Annotated in this window: 16 protein-coding genes; 9 read left to right on the top strand and 7 right to left on the bottom strand. The window is 70.3% G+C overall.

All coding sequences use genetic code 11. The features are described 5' to 3' along the window. Window positions 1–4 precede the first annotated feature (4 nt). The gene (locus tag RUR49_RS02585) at window positions 5–1165 is read right to left on the bottom strand and encodes a trans-sulfuration enzyme family protein (RefSeq protein WP_409144771.1); all 1161 of its coding nucleotides are present in this window, start codon (window positions 1163–1165) and stop codon (window positions 5–7) included. A 197-nt stretch (window positions 1166–1362) separates the two neighbouring features. Between RUR49_RS02585 and RUR49_RS02590 the strand changes: the two genes are divergently transcribed. Both RUR49_RS02590 and RUR49_RS02595 read left to right on the top strand, forming a co-directional pair. Next, window positions 1363–2772 (top strand): sensor histidine kinase, encoded by a 1410-nt coding sequence (locus RUR49_RS02590; protein WP_409144772.1) that lies wholly within the window; start codon window positions 1363–1365, stop codon window positions 2770–2772. After that, window positions 2765–3469 (top strand): response regulator, encoded by a 705-nt coding sequence (locus tag RUR49_RS02595; protein ID WP_409144773.1) that lies wholly within the window; start codon window positions 2765–2767, stop codon window positions 3467–3469. Before RUR49_RS02590 ends, RUR49_RS02595 begins: the two co-directional genes overlap by 8 nt. Window positions 3470–3539: 70 nt before the next feature. Here RUR49_RS02595 and RUR49_RS02600 read toward each other — a convergent pair whose 3' ends face one another. The 3 genes from RUR49_RS02600 to RUR49_RS02610 form a co-directional block, all read right to left on the bottom strand. Beyond that, window positions 3540–4058 (bottom strand): hypothetical protein, encoded by a 519-nt coding sequence (locus RUR49_RS02600; protein WP_409144774.1) that lies wholly within the window; start codon window positions 4056–4058, stop codon window positions 3540–3542. A 234-nt stretch (window positions 4059–4292) separates the two neighbouring features. After that, a complete protein-coding gene (locus RUR49_RS02605) occupies window positions 4293–4928 on the bottom strand; it encodes a hypothetical protein (RefSeq protein WP_409144775.1) in 636 nt (211 codons plus the stop codon). 331 nt (window positions 4929–5259) lie between these two features. Then, window positions 5260–5652: a response regulator gene (locus tag RUR49_RS02610; protein WP_409144776.1), complete on the bottom strand. Its 393-nt coding sequence runs from the start codon at window positions 5650–5652 to the stop codon at window positions 5260–5262. 286 nt (window positions 5653–5938) lie between these two features. Between RUR49_RS02610 and RUR49_RS02615 the strand changes: the two genes are divergently transcribed. Further along, window positions 5939–6316, top strand: coding sequence for an ester cyclase (locus RUR49_RS02615; RefSeq protein ID WP_409144777.1), 378 nt, complete (start codon window positions 5939–5941; stop codon window positions 6314–6316). A 79-nt stretch (window positions 6317–6395) separates the two neighbouring features. Here RUR49_RS02615 and RUR49_RS02620 read toward each other — a convergent pair whose 3' ends face one another. Then, window positions 6396–7337 (bottom strand): alpha/beta hydrolase family protein, encoded by a 942-nt coding sequence (locus RUR49_RS02620; RefSeq protein WP_409144778.1) that lies wholly within the window; start codon window positions 7335–7337, stop codon window positions 6396–6398. Window positions 7338–7479: 142 nt separating this feature from the next. After that, window positions 7480–7950, bottom strand: coding sequence for a hypothetical protein (locus tag RUR49_RS02625; protein ID WP_409144779.1), 471 nt, complete (start codon window positions 7948–7950; stop codon window positions 7480–7482). Between the two features lie 478 nt (window positions 7951–8428). On the opposite strand from RUR49_RS02625, the gene RUR49_RS02630 reads away from it, so the two are divergent. The 6 genes from RUR49_RS02630 (at window position 8429) to RUR49_RS02655 (ending at window position 14851) form a co-directional block, all read left to right on the top strand. Then, complete coding sequence (locus RUR49_RS02630; RefSeq protein ID WP_409144780.1) at window positions 8429–9118, top strand: GntR family transcriptional regulator; 690 nt, start codon at window positions 8429–8431, stop codon at window positions 9116–9118. A gap of 267 nt (window positions 9119–9385) precedes the next feature. Then, complete coding sequence (locus RUR49_RS02635) at window positions 9386–10393, top strand: ABC transporter substrate-binding protein (RefSeq protein ID WP_409144781.1); 1008 nt, start codon at window positions 9386–9388, stop codon at window positions 10391–10393. 2 nt (window positions 10394–10395) lie between these two features. Beyond that, entirely contained in the window at window positions 10396–11238 is an 843-nt protein-coding gene (locus RUR49_RS02640; RefSeq protein WP_409144782.1) for an ABC transporter ATP-binding protein, read from the top strand. Further along, window positions 11235–12113 (top strand): ABC transporter permease, encoded by an 879-nt coding sequence (locus RUR49_RS02645; RefSeq protein WP_409144783.1) that lies wholly within the window; start codon window positions 11235–11237, stop codon window positions 12111–12113. The genes RUR49_RS02640 and RUR49_RS02645 overlap by 4 nt, the downstream gene beginning before the upstream one ends. Next, window positions 12110–13771, top strand: a complete 1662-nt coding sequence (locus RUR49_RS02650) for an amidohydrolase (protein WP_409144784.1) — start codon at window positions 12110–12112, stop codon at window positions 13769–13771. The genes RUR49_RS02645 and RUR49_RS02650 overlap by 4 nt, the downstream gene beginning before the upstream one ends. 99 nt (window positions 13772–13870) lie before the next feature. Continuing rightward, window positions 13871–14851, top strand: coding sequence for an acryloyl-CoA reductase (locus RUR49_RS02655; RefSeq protein ID WP_409144785.1), 981 nt, complete (start codon window positions 13871–13873; stop codon window positions 14849–14851). Between the two features lie 112 nt (window positions 14852–14963). Here the strand turns inward: RUR49_RS02655 and RUR49_RS02660 are convergent, their stop codons facing one another. Further along, entirely contained in the window at window positions 14964–15215 is a 252-nt protein-coding gene (locus tag RUR49_RS02660) for a PepSY domain-containing protein (RefSeq protein ID WP_409144786.1), read from the bottom strand. Window positions 15216–15510: the final 295 nt, after the last annotated feature.

Below are 15510 nucleotides of genomic sequence, written 5' to 3' on the forward strand. Positions count from 1 at the left end.
CGCCTCAGTTGCCGTGTGCCGCCTTGAGTGCCGTGTCGAGGTCGCGGAAGAGGTCGTCCGGGTCCTCGATGCCGGTCGACAGCCTGAGCAGGTCCGGCGGGCACGGCGTGCCGGCGCCCTCGATCGAGGCGCGGTGCTCGATCAGGCTTTCGACGCCGCCGAGCGAGGTCGCCCGCCGCCAGAGCTCGACCTTCGCCGCCGTGGCGATCGCGGCCGTCGCCCCGCCCGTGACCTGCACCGACAGCATGTAGCCGAAGCCGTTCTCCATCTGCCGCACTGCCACGTCGTGGCCGGGGTGCTGCGGCAGGCCCGGATAGAGCACGCGGGCGACGTGCGGGTGCGCCGAAAGCCGCGTCGCGAGGTCCATCGCGCCGGCCGCCTGGGCCGCCGCCCTGAGCGGAAACGTGCGCAGGCCCCGCGTCAGCAAAAACGCCTCGAAGGGCCCGAGGATCGCCCCGTGCGTCGAGCGGACGCGGCGGATGCGCGCCCAGAACTCATCGTCCACGGCCGCCGCCAGCACGCCGCCGACGACGTCGGAATGGCCGTTCAGGATCTTCGTCGCCGAGTGCATGACGATGTCGGCGCCGAGCGCGAGCGGGCGGGTGTGGAAGGGCGAGGCGGCGGTCGAATCGACCGCGAGCCGCGCGCCGGCAGCGTGGGCGATCTCCGCCACCGCGGCGATGTCGACGATCGTCCACAGCGGGTTCGACGGCGTCTCCGCCCAGATAAGCTTCGTCCGCCCCGGATGCACCGCGGCCCGCACCGCCGCGAGGTCGTCCATCTCGACGAAGTCGACCGTGATGCCATAGCGGCCCGCATCGTTCGCAAGCCAGTTGCGCAGGGCCCAGTACATCACGCGGGGCGCCACCACATGGTCGCCCGCCTCGAGCGCCAGCACGACGGCGGTTGCCGCGGCCATGCCGGAGCCGAACAAGAGCGCGCCCGCCTCCGCGTCCTCGAGCATGGCGATGACGCTCTCGGCCTCGCGCACCGTGGCGTTGTCCGGCCGGCCGTAGACGTAGCCGGTCGAATAGGCGTTGTCGGGATCGCGCAGGTAGGTGGTGGCGACGTGGATCGGCGGCACCACCGCATGGGTGACGGAATCGATGTGCCCCATCGCCTGCGCCGCCAGGCTGCGCTTCGACCAGTTCCGCCCGTCCGCCATGAACACCGTACTCCAACACCGTGGCCGCGGGACCGCGGCGCCGATGTCACCTTTTCACGGCGTCCGGCCGCGTTCCAGTCCGCCGCCCGTCGAAGTCACGGCTCGCCGCCGACCGCCCCCATCGGACCTTGGTCCGAGCGAGCGACGGCCGTGGTCCGATTGTGAACGCTTCCCGAGGCGACTAGCGTCGATGCAGGATGGCGGGACTTTTGGCCGGAACGATCGCACGAGGACGGGAGGGGCTCGAACGGCTCAGCCTGACGGCGCGCTTTGCCCTGACGGCGAGCAGCGTTCTCTTCATCACCGCCCTCATCGGCGGCGTCTGGGTGACGGAGATCATTTCGCGCAGCGCCGTCGCCAGCACCGCCGGTGCGACGGCCCTGTTCATGGAAAGCATCATCGGGCCGCTGACGCAGGAGCTGGAAGACGCCGACACCCTGTCGATCGGCCCGATCCTGGCGATCGAGGAGGTGATGGAGACGAGCGCCCTCGGCCAGCGGGTGGTGTCGGTGAAGATCTGGAAGCCAGGCGGCCTCGTCGCCTACGCCGAGAACAACGATCTGATCGGCCAGCGCTTTCCGGTTTCGGCAAACCTCGCGCGGGCGTTCGCCGGCGAGATCGTCGCCGAGCTCGACCAGCTCGACGACATCGAGAGCGCCGGCGAGCGCGCCACGGGGCTGCCGCTTCTGGAAATCTACAGCCCGATCCGCAAGCCGTGGTCCGGCGAGGTGATCGCCGTCGGCGAGTTCTACGAGGACGCCACCCCCCTCAACACGACGCTGCGGGATGCGCGCGTCCACACCTGGCTCATCGTGCTCGCCATGGCGGTGCTGCTCGGCGCCACGCTGCTCGGCATCGTCCACCGGGCGAGCACCGTCATCGACCAGCAGCGCCATGCCCTCCGGATGCGCGCCGAGGAGGCGGAGCGGGTCTCCCAGCAGAACCGCATGCTGCGGCTGCGCGTCGAACGGGCGGCGGGCCGGGCGGCGGAGATGAACGAGCGCTTCCTGCGGCGCATCAGCGCCGACCTCCACGACGGCCCGGCCCAGCTGATCAGCCTCGCGGCGCTCCGCCTCGGTGGCCTCGCAAAGGCGGAGGACGCCGAGGTGCGGCGCGCCGAGCAGCTCGTCGTCAAGCAGGCGCTCGACGAGGCGATGCGAGACATCCGGGCGATCTGCAGCGGCCTGTCGCTGCCCGAGATCGAGCAGGCGCCACTCGGCGGCGTCATCGCCGACGCCGTCCGCACCCACGAGCACTACACCGCCACGACTGTCGCCCTCGCCGTCGGCGACCTGCCGGCCACCGTGACGCCGGCCGTGAAGATCTGCGCCTTCCGCTTCGTCCAGGAAGGCCTCAACAACGCCTTCCGCCACGCGGCTGGCGTCGGTCAGCGGGTGGAGGCCGGCATGGACGGTGCGATGCTGACGGTGACGGTGGCGAACGCCCCGGCCGACGGTGCGGCGACGGCGGCAGACGGCGGCGGGCTCGGACTGTCCGGCCTGCGCGAGCGTGTCGAAAGCCTCGGCGGCAGCTTCTCGTTCGAGGCGCCCGAGGATGGAGAGGTGCGGATGACGATGACGATCGGGCCAGGGGCCGGCCATGGTTGATCCCGACACGTCCGATCGCGGCACGCTTGAGGGCGGACCGCGGGGACCGATCACCGTCGTGGTGGTCGACGACCACCCGCTCTACCGCAGCGGCGTCGTGCGCACGCTCGCCGACGACGGCCGCTTCGCCGTGCTGGCGGAGGGATCGAGCGCCGCCGAGGCGGTGGAGCTCGCCCGCACCCACGCCCCGATGGTGATCCTGCTCGACATCTCGATGCCCGGCAACGGCGTCGAGGCGGCCCGGCAGATCGCCACGGTCGCGCCCGGCGTTCACGTCGCCATGCTGACGGTCTCGGAGACCGACGACGACATCATGGCGGCGCTGCAGGCCGGGGCGAAGGGTTATCTCTTGAAGGGCGTCGGCGCCGACGACCTCGTCTCGATCGTCGCCGGCATCGCCGCGGGCGAATCCTACGTTTCGCCCGGCCTCGCCGCCCGCCTGCTGGTCAGCCTGAACGCCAAGGGCAGCGCTCCGGCGGCGGCGCCATCGCCGCTCGGCGGACTGACGGCGCGCGAGGAGCAGATTCTGCGCCTCGTGGCCCAGGGCCTCAGCAACAAGGAGGTCGGCCGCAAGCTCGCGCTGCAGGAAAAGACCGTGAAGCACTACATGACGAACATCCTGCAGAAGCTGCACGCCCGGAACCGCGTCGAGGCCGCCATGATGGCCCGCGAGGCGTGGCAGCCGAAGCAGGGCTGAACCGCAGCCGGCGTGAGATCGGCGCCCGTGCCCGTCCTCGCTGCGCGCATCGGCGCGAGCCGACCGGTCGCTAGCGGCCCGCCGCCGCCGCGCGCAGGCGCTGGAAGTCCGTCGGCTTCGCCGGCCGCTCGACGATGATGTTGCGACGCGGGTCGAAGAGGGCGTAGCCGTCCTTGCCGACCCGCTCGCCCCAGCCATCGGCATAGCGCACCTCGATGGTGTCGCCGCGCGTCGAGGCCCAGACCACGCGGCCGCGGCCCTTCAGCGTGTCGAGGAACCGGTCGACGACCGTCCGGCTCTTGCCCTTCTCGACGTGGTCGTCGTCGTCGCTGCCGCGCCCGCGGCCGCGGCCGCGTCCACCGGAATCGTCGCCCGGCCCGTCGTCGCTGCCCCGGCCGCTCTTGCCGCCATCGTCGCCGCCCCGGCCACTGTTGCCGCCGTCGTCGCCGCCATCGTCACCGCCGTCACCGTCGCCGCCACCGCCCTCGCCTTCACCGCCGCGGGCGTGGGCGATGGATGGGGTGAGGGCGAGGTCCCAGGCGATCGCCGCCGCCAGCGTGCCGCCGCACAGAAGCATGAGGTGGAGCACGAGCGCCGCCGCCCGCGACGCCGTCGCGCGTCGCCGCGTCGGCCGACGCGTCGACGCCGGAGGCGACGGTGCGGGAAGGCTCGGCAGGTTGTGCTTCATGGGCCCCACGTTACGCGGGCTGGCGACCAGCGTCGTCGGCCCTTGGTCCGATGAAGTGCAGGGCGTTGCGTCGCCTGACGGTCCGTCGGCGCGGCCGGCGGGCACGGCGCCCGCCGGCCGCGGGATCGTTACAGACTACTTGCTGCGCGAGCCGCGATCGTCGCCGCCACGGCCCCGACCCTTGCCACCCTTGTCGTCGCCGCGTGCGTCATCGCCACCGCGGCCCTTGCCGCCCTTGTCGTCGGCCCGCGCGTCGTCGCCACCGCGGCCACGGCCCTTGCCACCCTTGTCGTCCGCCGACGCATCGTCGTCGCCGCCACGTCCACGGCCGCGCCCGCGACCCTTGCCGCCCTTGTCGTCGTCGCTGTCGTCGTCGTTGACGCTGTCGTCGTCGTCATCGTCGTTGTTCGAATTGTCGTCGTCCGAGTCGTCGTCATCGGAGTCGTCGTTGTTGTTGTTTGAATTGTCGTCGTCGTTGTCGTCGGAATCGTCGTCGTTGTCGCTGTTCGAGTCGTCGTCCGAGTCGTCGTCCGAGTCGTCATCGGAATCGTCGTCGTTCTGGCTGTCGCCGCCGCGACCACGGCCACGACCACGGCCGTGATCGTCGGAATCGTCGCCGCCGCGGCCCTGGCGGGCTTCGGCGGTGCTCTTCGTGACGACAGGCGCGCCGTCGACGAAGTCGATGGAGACCGGCACGGCGATCAGGCCGAGGGTGAAGACGGCGGCAGCGACACCGGCGTTGAGACGCCGCGAAAGACGGGAAAGGGTCATCGGAAACCTCCACAGAGCTGGCGTCCACCGGCTCTGGGTGGACGAGCGGACCGTAGGGGTCGCCGCCGCTGCACTCGATCCGGCCGAGACCAATGAGGGCCCTCTCCCGCCACCGGTCGGGAAGCGGGGGGACCTTGGTCGGAAGGGAAGGCCGGGCGCGCATGGAGAGACCGCGGACGCGCCTGACGGCGCGCCCCGGCTCTGAACTGGAGACTCCGCGATCGAGCAGCGCTGAGCGTGCTGACCACGGGACGAGGCTATGCTCGATGGCGCATCAGGCCGAGGCGCCGGAGGGTCGCCAGGGCATCTCCGGTCAGCCGGACGGTGGCCTCTACGTCGTCCCGCTCACGGTGTTGAGCAGCATCGATAGCGCGACGACGACCTGCGTCGGAACGAAGGGCTTGGCGATCATCACGCTGTTCGGGACGCCCTGCACCGCCCAGGCCTCCTGGGTCTCGCCGCTCACATAGACGACTGGCAGTGCCGGGTCGCACTCGCGGGCGCTTCGCGCGACCGCCCATCCATCCGGCTCCGAACCAAGGTTGACGTCGGTGACGAGGCCCCGCACCCCGTCGCCCTCCGCCTCGAGAACGGCAAGCGCCTCGGTTCCGCTCCCCACCTCGCGCACGCTGAAGCCCGCTTCCTCGAGCGCGGACGCGAGCGAGAGCCTGACGACGGCGTCGTCTTCGACGTAAAGTATGACGCCGACCTGGCCGTCGGACATTGGAAAACCCCCGTATTGCGGGCGCACCCACCCGAACCGCGGCGAGCGCCGCAACCGCCAATGCGCTGGCGAGCCGGAGGTTCCGTCCCGATCGAGACAAATTACGAACGCACTGTCTCCGAAACAGGTGCGATCCGGCAACGGGTCCGGGAGTGAGCGGCCTTTCCCGGGCTGATTTTCAGGCGGTATCGCGCCTGCTAGGATGACACCGGGCCATGGCGTCGCGCGGCCGCCTCGACCCCGACAAGACGACCGCGAGCCCGCGAACGGCAAGCCCGAGGTGCCGATGTCCCCGTCCGAGACCCGCGATTTTGCCCAACGCCTGATGCGGGAGGTCTGGGAGACCTTCGACCACACGGCGCTGCCACGCTTCTATCATCCCGACATGGTCGGCCATCACCGCAAGCAGACGCTGACGCTGGAAGACGTGTCGCTGCGGCTGCAGTGGGATGTGCTGAACTTCGGCGAGTCGACCTACGAGATCCGCAACCTCGTCGCCGGCGAGGACGAGTTCGCCATCGCCTTCTACTTCACCTGCACGATGATCAAGACGGGCGAGCGGTTCCGCACCGAGGTGACCTATTTCTACCGCCTGCAGGACGGCAAGGTGGCGGAGTTCTGGCTGCTGAGCGACGGCGACTTCGACTACAAGCAGCGCCCCTGAGCGGCAACGGCCCCGGCCTCGGGGCGACAGTCGAGGGTCGCCGGCGCGCCGGCGACCCTCCTGTGTCGTTCCGAACGCCTCAGCGGCCGAAGTGCTTGGCGAAGAAGGCGAGGGAGTCGCGCACCGACTGCTGCGCCACCTCGTTCGGGATGTACTTGCCGGTCTCGTCACGCGCCGGGAAGACGAAGCCGTGGAGCTCGTGATCGTAGCTCTTCCACTCGGCGTCCTTGCCCATCTCGTGCAGCAGGTCGTAGCTGACGCGGAAGATGCCCTGCAGCTCGTCGGTGTCGCGGCCCTGCACCAGGATCGGCGTCTCGATCGGCGCGATGCGGGCCCGCGCCACGTCCTCGGTGATGCGGGGGCGGACCTTCTCGGGCTCGCGCATCAGCATCTTCTCGACATTGAGCAGCCCCGTCTCCGGGTTGATCTGGGCGGTCTCGTCCGGGCGCAGGCGGAGGAACTCGTGGGTGGCCGGCTCGCTGGCGATCATCGCCCGGAAGCCCTTGTATTCGGATGAGATCTTGAAGACCATCTCGCCGGCGTGGCTCGAGCCCATCCAGCCGATGCGGTCGCCGTCGATCTCCGGCAGCGTCTTCAGGTACTCGGCGATGGCGATGGCGTCCTCGTACTCCATCGGTCCGCGGTTGAGCAGCTGGCGGGTCTGACGGCCGTCGATGACGAGCTTGCCGATGCGGTCGTAGGCGTAGTCGACCTCGGCCCGGTAACGCAGCCAGGCGACGGCGTAGCCGGCCTCGAGGAAGCGCTCCTGCGTCCAGCTGCGCTGGTTGTTGAAGAAGCGGAGCAGCTCGAAGCCGCCGCCGCCGTTGCCCGAACCGAACAGCACGATCGGGAACGGTCCCTTCCCTTCCGGCAGCCGCAGCGCCAGGGGGATGTAGGCACCATCGATCGCCTCGACGAGCATCATCGTCGCCGGGATGGACGAGTCCGGGACCGCTTCGGTCGCGACCACCACCCCCGTGGGGACGCGCTGGAAATCCGTCGGGTGCTGCACTTCGGGCATGGGCCGTCTCCTCCGCATCGGCTTTTGGAGAGCGAGCATAGCCGCCGCCACGGCGCGTGCAAGAGCGCCCTGGCGTCGACTTGATGACAGCCGTGTATATTTCCGGCGCCGGACAGTGACTGCCGGCGCCGCGCCGCGTCCGCTACTGCACGGTGAAGGTGTAACCCATGATCGTGTAGATCGGCCGGCAGCTGTCGCCGTGGCCCGGCAGGCGCCAGGTGCTGACGATCTGCACCTGCTCGCCGGGCCCGAACGTCGGCCCGCTCTGGAAGCTGAGCGGGAGGGTCGAGTTCGGCTGCAGCCGGATCTCGTAGGTGCCGCCGATGGTGATGTCGCAGAACGCGTTCGTGTAGCTCGTCAGAATGAGGTCGGTGATGCGGAAGCTGCGGTTCGCCGGCACCGTGTAGACAATGGCGGACTCGATCGGCTCGTCGCTGAACTGGCCGGTGAACATCATCGTCCGGCGATGCAGTTCCTTCGTATCGGACGCCGCGGTCTGCGCCGCCGCAGGGTCGACCAACGCGGTGGCGAGTACCAGTGCACCCGCCACCAGTCCGGCCGCCACGGACGGAAAACGCCGCTGGCCGTCGTTCAGGATCGCAATCGTCTTCATGGCAACACTCTCCTACGCGGGAAGAACCGGCCGCGGTGCGCAGGGGGGAGGCGCGCACCGCGGCCGACGACACACGGGTGTCGCCAGAACCAGGGCGCGGATCGCGCGGAAGGGAACGGCCGGAGAGGACGGCCCGGGCGCACGACGACGCACCGCAGTTCGGCGGCGTCCGTCGCACCAGGCCGGATGAACTGCCCGACTTGGCGGGCCCACGTACATCTGGAGCAACCGAACCATACCTCAGGGTTGCAGCCACAGACACCGGCATGGCGTTCAAGCTGTCGTGTGCGGGGAGCCTCGCGCGAAGCTGGCATGCAGGAATTCCAACAGCGTATGCCGAAGCCTGGCGTTTCGGCGCTCCCTCGCGTTGTCAGACGGCCGACGTTCGCCTAAGACGAACGGGCGCGTGACGCCCTCGAACCGGTGTCGCGGACGCTTGCCGACGACCGCCGAACACAGCACCTCCCGGGGGCCCTTCTTGTCCATCGCCGAAGAGACGCCGCTGCGACAGCCCTTCGTCTCGCGCTCGTCGGAGATCGTCGAGGCACTGGAAGACTCGATCCTGAGGGGCGAGCGCCGGCCGGGCGACCGGCTCGACGAACGCCATCTGGCCGAGGAATTCGGCGTCTCCCGCACGCCCATCCGCGAGGCACTGCAACGGCTGGTGGCGAGCGGGCTCGTCAGTGTCCGCGGCCGCAGCGGCGCCATGGTCGCCGAGCTCGAGCCGGCGGACCTGCTCGATGCCTTTTCCGTCGTCGCAGAGCTCGAGGCACTGGCGGCGGGGCTCGCCGCGCGCCGCAGCCGGCCTGACGACCACGCCCGCCTGGCGGCCCTGCACGAGCGCTGCTCGGAGACCGCGGCGAGCGGCGCGGTGCCCGCCTTCTTCCTCGCCAACAACGCCTTCCACCACGAGATCGCCCAGGCGAGCCGCAACAAGGTGCTGCAGGCGCAGTTGCGCGCCGTGACGCTGAAGACGGCGCCCTACCGCCACCACGTCACCTATCGCCCCGGCCGGATGCTCTCCTCGATTCCCGAGCACGCCGAGATCCTCGCCGCGATCGTCGCCGGCGAGGCGGCCCGCGCCAGCGCCCTGATGCGCTCGCACGTCGCGCTGCTCGGCGAGGACGTCACCGATTTCCTGCACGCCGTCCACCGCCGCTCGGCCTGAGGGCTCGCACGCGGGGTACCGCCGCCGAGGCCGGGGCCGCGGGGCGCGCCTCCTCGCCAGCGGCACCGCTCCGCAGGTTCGGGCTCCTGCGGCACCGCACGCGCCGTTTGACGCCTCCGGAAACTGCTGTTAGCGTTCCTGGCATACAAGACGTGAATAAACGCATGCCAGAGCCGGGAACACAGCGTACGCGGTGCCGCCGACGACGGAATGACGTCGTCTGACTGGGAGCCGGTGCCGCGACGCCAAGCATTCGGAGCCGTCCCCATGCTGAACCGCCGCACCCTCCTGCAGTCCACCGCCGCCGCCGGCCTCGCGCTGCCGTTCGCCGGTCTGGGCTTCTCCACCGCCTTCGCCGCCACGCCGGTCACCGTCGCCGAGAGCGAAGGCCACGGCTGGACGGTCGTCTACGTCGCCGACGCGGCGAAGCTGTGGGCGCCGAACGGCCTCGATGTCTCGGTGGCGAAGTTCACCGCCGGCCGCCTCGCCCTCGACGCGGTGCTGAGCGAAAGCGCCAGCTTCTGCACCACCACCCAGAGCCCGACCCTGCTCGCCGCCCTGCGCGGGCTGAAGCCGCGCATCGTCGCCGACTTCAGCCGCTCGGCGAAGGAGATGCTCGTCGCCGCCAGCAAGAAGTCGGGCGTCGAGACGCCGGCCGACCTCAAGGGCAAGAAGATCGCCACCCGCATCGGCTCGAGCGGCCACTTCTTCCTGAACCAGTGGCTGAAGCTGCATGGTCTCACCCTCGCCGACGTCGAGGTCGTCAACATGGCCGGCCCGGAGATGGTCGCCGCCACGGTTCGCGGCGACGTCAACGCTTTCGCCTGGGACTGGCTGTCGGCGATCGCGGCCCAGCGCCAGGGCGGCGACGACATCATCATCCTGCCGCGCGAGGGCATCGAGGACATCTGGCGCTCGCACCTCATCTTCGTCGCCAACGAGGACACGGTGACGAAGTCCCCCGAACTCGTCGAAGCCGCCGTGAAGACGCTCTTCGAGTCCGAGGCGTTCATCCAGTCGAATCCCGCTGAGGCGCTGAAATATGTCGCCGAGCGCACAGCGACGTCCGAGGACGACACCCAGAAGGGCATCGAGCTCCTCGACATCAAGGTACAGCTCGACAAGCAGATCGTCGACGTGATGGTCGCGGAGGCCGAGTGGGCGATCGAGCAGAAGATCGCCGAGCCCTACAGCGGCGACCTGCGCGCCCTGTTCTCCAGCCTGATCTACCCCGACGCCATGCAGAAGCTTCGCCCCGACCGGGTCTCGCTCTGAGCATGGCGGGCTTTCCCGAACGGGCCGTCGCGGCCCGCGACGGAGCAGGCCTCGCCGATCGCACCGGGACGGCGGCAACCGCCGCCGTCTCGGTCGACGGCGTCTCCAAGCTCTACGCCACCGCCGACGGCGACCCGACCTGGGCACTCCTCAACGTCTCGCTCGACATCCGTCCGGGCGAGTTTCTCTGTGCCATCGGCCCGAGCGGCTGCGGCAAGACCACCCTTCTCAACATGATCGCCGGCTTCATCGGCCCGACGCGCGGCACCCTGTCGTTCTACGGCACGCCGATCGCCGGGCCGGCGCCGGACCGCGGCGTCGTCTTCCAGGAATACGCGCTGTTTCCCTGGCTGACGGCGCGCAAGAACGTCGAGTTCGGCCTGAAGATGCAGGGCGTCGGCCGCGCCGAGCGCCGCGAACGGGCGTCGGAGATCCTCGCGAGCGTCGGTCTCGCGGCCGCGGCCGAGCGCTACCCGTTCGAACTGTCCGGTGGCATGCGCCAGCGCGTCGCCGTCGCCCGCGCCCTCGTCAACAAGCCGCGCATCCTCCTGATGGACGAGCCCTTCGCCGCCGTCGACGCGATGACGCGCGTGACGCTGCAAACCGAGCTCCTGCGCATCTGGGAGGCGTTCGGGCTGACGATCTTCTTCATCACCCACAACATCGAGGAATCGGTTTTCCTCGGCGACCGCATCGTCGTCATGGCCCCCTCGCCGGGCCGCATCGAGACGATCGTCGAAAACCACCTGCCGCGACCGCGCGACCGGACCAGTGCCGCCTTCGGCGAGCTCTACGCCGCCGTCAACGGCGCCTTCCACACCATGACGTCGGGAGGGGCCCCGTGACCGCCGCCACTGCCTCCGAGGCGGACCGCCACGCCGCGGCGCTTACCGAGCGCGACATGCGCGAGATCGAGGCGCGCTTCCGCGCCGACCTCGCGGCGGGCAAGCGCCGGCGCATCCGCCGCATCCTCGCCCTCAACGTCCTCGGCGTGCTGATCTTCCTCGCCTTGTGGGAGGTGCTGCCGCGCATCGTGCCGGGCGTCAACGTCCAGATGTTCCCGCCGCCCTCCGGAATCGTCGCGACGCTGATTGACCTCGTCACCAGCGGCCAGCTCGCCGGCCACGCCTGGTCGAGCCTGAAGCGGGCCGCCTCCGGCTTCGTCATCGGCTCGACGCTCGGCGTGCTCGCCGGCCTCGTCACCGGCCGCATGGCGATGGCGCAGAACCTCACCGACCCGGTGCTGCACAGCCTGCGCTCGATCCCGGCGATCGCCTTCGTGCCGCTCGCCATCGTCTGGTTCGGGCTCGGCGAGACGCCGAAGGTGGCGCTGATCTCGTGGGGCACCTTCTTCCCCGTCTGGATCAACACCTTCATCGGCGTCCGCGACGTGCCGCGCCTCTACGTTCAGTCGGCCGCGAGCCTTGGCGCGAGCCGCACGGCGATCCTCTTCCAGGTGGTGCTGCCGGCGGCGCTGCCGTTCATCTTCGCGGGGCTTCGCCACGCCACCGCGGTCGCGTTCGTCATCGTGGTCGCGGCCGAGCTCGTCGGCGCCTCGAGCGGCCTCGGCTACCTGATCTCGTTCTCCCACCTCGTCTTCCGCATCGACATGATGTTCGTCGGACTGATGGCGCTCGGCGCCCTCGGCTTCCTCGCCGACGCGCTGTTCGCGTGGACGCTGCACCGGCTGTTTCCCTGGTACGGAGCGGATTCCAGATGAGCGGCCGCACCCTCCTCACCGGCGGGCGCATCCTGACGATGGGCGCCCGCCACGGCGAAGCCGACAGCCTCGTCGTCGAGGGCGAGCGCGTCCTCGCCGTCGGCATGGCGGCGGAGGTCGCGGACGCTGCCACCGGCGCCCGCCGCATCGACCTCGACGGCGCCACCGTCGTTCCCGGCCTGATCGACGCCCACGCCCACATGGAGCGCGAGGGCCTGAAGCACACGCGCCTCGCTTTGAAGGACGCCCGCTCGATCGCCGACGTGCTGGCGGCGATCGCCGGCGCCGCCGCCGCAACGCCGAAGGGCGAGTGGATCGTCACCCTGCCCGTCGGCACGCCACCCTACTATTTCGACGGCCCGCAGGCGCTCGCCGAGGGCCGCATGCCGAACCGATTCGAGCTCGACCGGGCGGCACCCGATCACCCCGTCTACATCATGGGCGCCTTCGGCACCTGGAGCCGCGTTCCCACGGTCGCCTCTGTGAACAGCCTGGCGCTCGCCCGCACCGGGCTTCTCGACGGCGGCAAGGGCCGCTGTGGCGGCGTGGTCTTCGAGCGGGACGGCGACGGCCGGCCGACCGGGGTGATCTACGAGGAGAACGAGCGGCCGACCCTCGAATTCGACCTCCTGCAGGACGTGCCCCGCTTCTCGTGGGACACCCGCCTCGACGCACTGCGGCGCTCGATGGCGCTCTACAACGCCGTCGGCACCACCTCGATCTACGAGGGCCACGGCTCCTATTCGCTGTCCGTCGGCCTCTACCAGCGACTGTGGGAGCAGGGCGAGCTGACGGTCCGCACCGCCCTGACGGTCTCCCCGTCCTGGTCGGGCGTCGAGGAGGCCGGCCGCATCATGCGCGACTGGCTGGGCTTTGCCCGCGGCCGCGGGCTCGGCGATCGCTGGCTCAGGGTTTCCGGCGTCTTCATCGGCTATGGCGGCAAGGCCTGCACGGCTGCCCTGACGCGCGAGGCGCTGCCCGACACCGGCTGGGCCGGCTTCGTCGAGTGGCACAACGACCTCGAGGCCTATCGCGGCCTCGTGACGCTCGCCGCGCAGCATGACCTGCGCGTGCACACGGTCATCCTCGAGAACCTCGGCACCGTGTTGCCGATCTTCGAGGATCTGGCGGCGCGCTACCCGATCGCCGCGCGGCGCTGGGTGATGGAGCACGTCGGCCATCTCTCGCCGGAGGACCACGCGCGGGTGAAGCGCCTCGGCATCGTCGTCACCACCATCCCGGTCTATGCCCTGTGGAAGAACGGCGACGACTATGACGGCGCGACCGACGACGGAAACCACGTCGTCCCCCACCGCACCCTGATCGATGCCGGCGTGCCGGTGGCGATGGGCACCGACAACATCCCGATCAGCCTGTTCAAGTGCATGGCCGTCTGCCGCACCCGCACCGAGCGAGTCACCGGCCGCGTCATCGGGCCGAAGCAGCGCATCTCCGGGCTGGAGGCGCTCAGGATGGCGACGGTGAACGCCGCCCACCTCTCTTTCGAGGAGCACGAGAAGGGCCGGCTCGAGCCGGGGTACCTCGCCGATCTCGCCGTGCTGTCCGACGATCCGACCGAGATGCCGGCCGAGGACCTCGAGGGCATCGGCGTCCGCGCGACCATGGTCGGTGGCCGCTTCATGCACGAGGCGTGGTGAAGCCAGGCCCGTGCGCGTTTGCGGATCGACGTCTGTCCGGGTCGGCCCGGCCAAGCATGATGACGGCGCGCCGAACGGCGGATGGAGTGGATGAGAGAAATGGACAAGAGCTTCAGCGCGTTGCGGATCCACGTCGAGGACGGGGCCCGCCGCGTCTCGCTCGACACGCTGACGGACGCCGACCTGCCGCCCGGCGACGTCACCGTCCGGGTCGAGCACTCCAGCATGAACTACAAGGACGCCCTGATCCTTTCCGGCAAGGTTGGCGCCGTCGCCGGGTATCCGCACGTTCCGGGCATCGATCTCGCCGGCGTCGTCGAGGCGTCCACCGATTCACGCTATCCGGCCGGCACGCGGGTCGTCGGCACAGGCAAGGGGCTCGGGGAAGCGGTCTGGGGTGGCTACACCCGGCGGACGCGCCTGCCCGCTGACCGGCTGCTGCCGCTGCCGGACCGGCTCGACACCCGCACAGCGATGATCTTCGGCACGGCCGGCCTGACGGCGGCACTCTGCCTTCTCGAATTCGGGGAAGCGCCCGGTGACGGACGCCCAGCGCTGGTCACCGGTGCCGGCGGCGGCATCGGCAGCCTCGCCGTCGCCTTGCTGGCCGCGCGCGGCTTCACGGTCACCGCGGTGGAGAAGCGCGCGGACGATCGCGATTTCCTGGACTCGCTCGGGGCCTCAACGGTACTGGAGCCCGAGGCCTTCGCCGCGATGGCCCCCGCGCCGCTCGGTGAACCCCGCTTTGCCGTGGTCGTCGACACCGTCGGCGGCCCCGTCCTGGCGCAGGCGCTGCGGACTGCGGCCTACGGCGCGACGATCGCCGCCTGCGGGATGGTCGCCGGCTTCGACGTGCCGATGACGCTGCACCCGTTCTTCGCCCGCGCCATCCGCCTGGTCGGCATCGATTCGGTGACGTGCAGCGATGCCCTGCGGACGCAGGCGTGGTCCGTGCTGGCCGAGGCCGCGCCGCAGCTGCCGCTCGCGGTCATCGCGCGCGAGGTGCCGCTCGCAGACGTGCCCGCCGAAGTGGAGAATTTCCTCGCCGGCCGCATCCGAGGCCGGCTCGTCGTCAGTTGAACGACGCGGGCACGGACCACTCGGCCGCTGCCAGCAGGATGCGACGGCGAGACGCCGCACCTGCCAGAGGGCCCCACGGGCGGTCGGAGAGCGCCCGTGGCGTGCGTCCGGATCAGGTCCGTGGCTGACCGCTGACGGGGTCGATGCGGATTTCCACCTTGCCGCCGCCACTGCGCACGTACTCGACCTCCCAGTAGCCGTCGTCGTCCCATTCGATGTCTTCGATATGGGAGAAATCGGCCTGTCCCTCGAGGCCGCGGAGAATCTCCGACAGCGGCATCGCGTCTGCTGGCGGCGGCGCGGCGAAGGCCGGAGCGGCAAGAAGGGCGGTGGAAAGGAAGGCGAATGACATCGATCGGATCATCTGCGGAGATTTCCTGTTTCTGGCGTTGGGACGGCGCCGGTCGTCCGGCGCTCGTGAAGCCAACGCGAGAGAGCTCCGATCGATCCCGCCGCGCCGCGATGGCCCGGCGGATCATGCACGGTGGAGGCATAGACACGGCGTCGGAGGTGCGACGAGCGGGCCGCGAAGGAGCTCGCACCGCTGCGATGGTGCGAAGCTGCTGTCCGTGCGGCACCTTCGCGCGAACCCGAGCGCTTCCGACAGGTGGATTGAGAGCAAGCCCGGCGCCCGGGAACAGAAGGCAGAACGGGACCCC

The organism is Pseudoxanthobacter sp. M-2 (assembly GCF_046156265.1).
GTDB lineage: Bacteria > Pseudomonadota > Alphaproteobacteria > Rhizobiales > Segnochrobactraceae > CAMDHY01.

Excerpts from the sequence above, each read along its gene's own strand:
- RUR49_RS02610 (WP_409144776.1), bottom strand. The coding sequence starts at position 5,652 with ATGTCCGACGGCCAGGTCGGCGTCATACTTTACGTCGAAGACGACGCC.
- RUR49_RS02625 (WP_409144779.1), bottom strand. The coding sequence starts at position 7,950 with ATGAAGACGATTGCGATCCTGAACGACGGCCAGCGGCGTTTTCCGTCC.
- RUR49_RS02595 (WP_409144773.1), top strand. The coding sequence starts at position 2,765 with ATGGTTGATCCCGACACGTCCGATCGCGGCACGCTTGAGGGCGGACCG.
- RUR49_RS02655 (WP_409144785.1), top strand. The coding sequence starts at position 13,871 with ATGGACAAGAGCTTCAGCGCGTTGCGGATCCACGTCGAGGACGGGGCC.
- RUR49_RS02660 (WP_409144786.1), bottom strand. The coding sequence starts at position 15,215 with ATGATCCGATCGATGTCATTCGCCTTCCTTTCCACCGCCCTTCTTGCC.
- RUR49_RS02605 (WP_409144775.1), bottom strand. The coding sequence starts at position 4,928 with ATGACCCTTTCCCGTCTTTCGCGGCGTCTCAACGCCGGTGTCGCTGCC.
- RUR49_RS02620 (WP_409144778.1), bottom strand. The coding sequence starts at position 7,337 with ATGCCCGAAGTGCAGCACCCGACGGATTTCCAGCGCGTCCCCACGGGG.
- RUR49_RS02615 (WP_409144777.1), top strand. The coding sequence starts at position 5,939 with ATGTCCCCGTCCGAGACCCGCGATTTTGCCCAACGCCTGATGCGGGAG.
- RUR49_RS02590 (WP_409144772.1), top strand. The coding sequence starts at position 1,363 with ATGGCGGGACTTTTGGCCGGAACGATCGCACGAGGACGGGAGGGGCTC.
- RUR49_RS02585 (WP_409144771.1), bottom strand. The coding sequence starts at position 1,165 with ATGGCGGACGGGCGGAACTGGTCGAAGCGCAGCCTGGCGGCGCAGGCG.
- RUR49_RS02640 (WP_409144782.1), top strand. The coding sequence starts at position 10,396 with ATGGCGGGCTTTCCCGAACGGGCCGTCGCGGCCCGCGACGGAGCAGGC.
- RUR49_RS02635 (WP_409144781.1), top strand. The coding sequence starts at position 9,386 with ATGCTGAACCGCCGCACCCTCCTGCAGTCCACCGCCGCCGCCGGCCTC.
- RUR49_RS02650 (WP_409144784.1), top strand. The coding sequence starts at position 12,110 with ATGAGCGGCCGCACCCTCCTCACCGGCGGGCGCATCCTGACGATGGGC.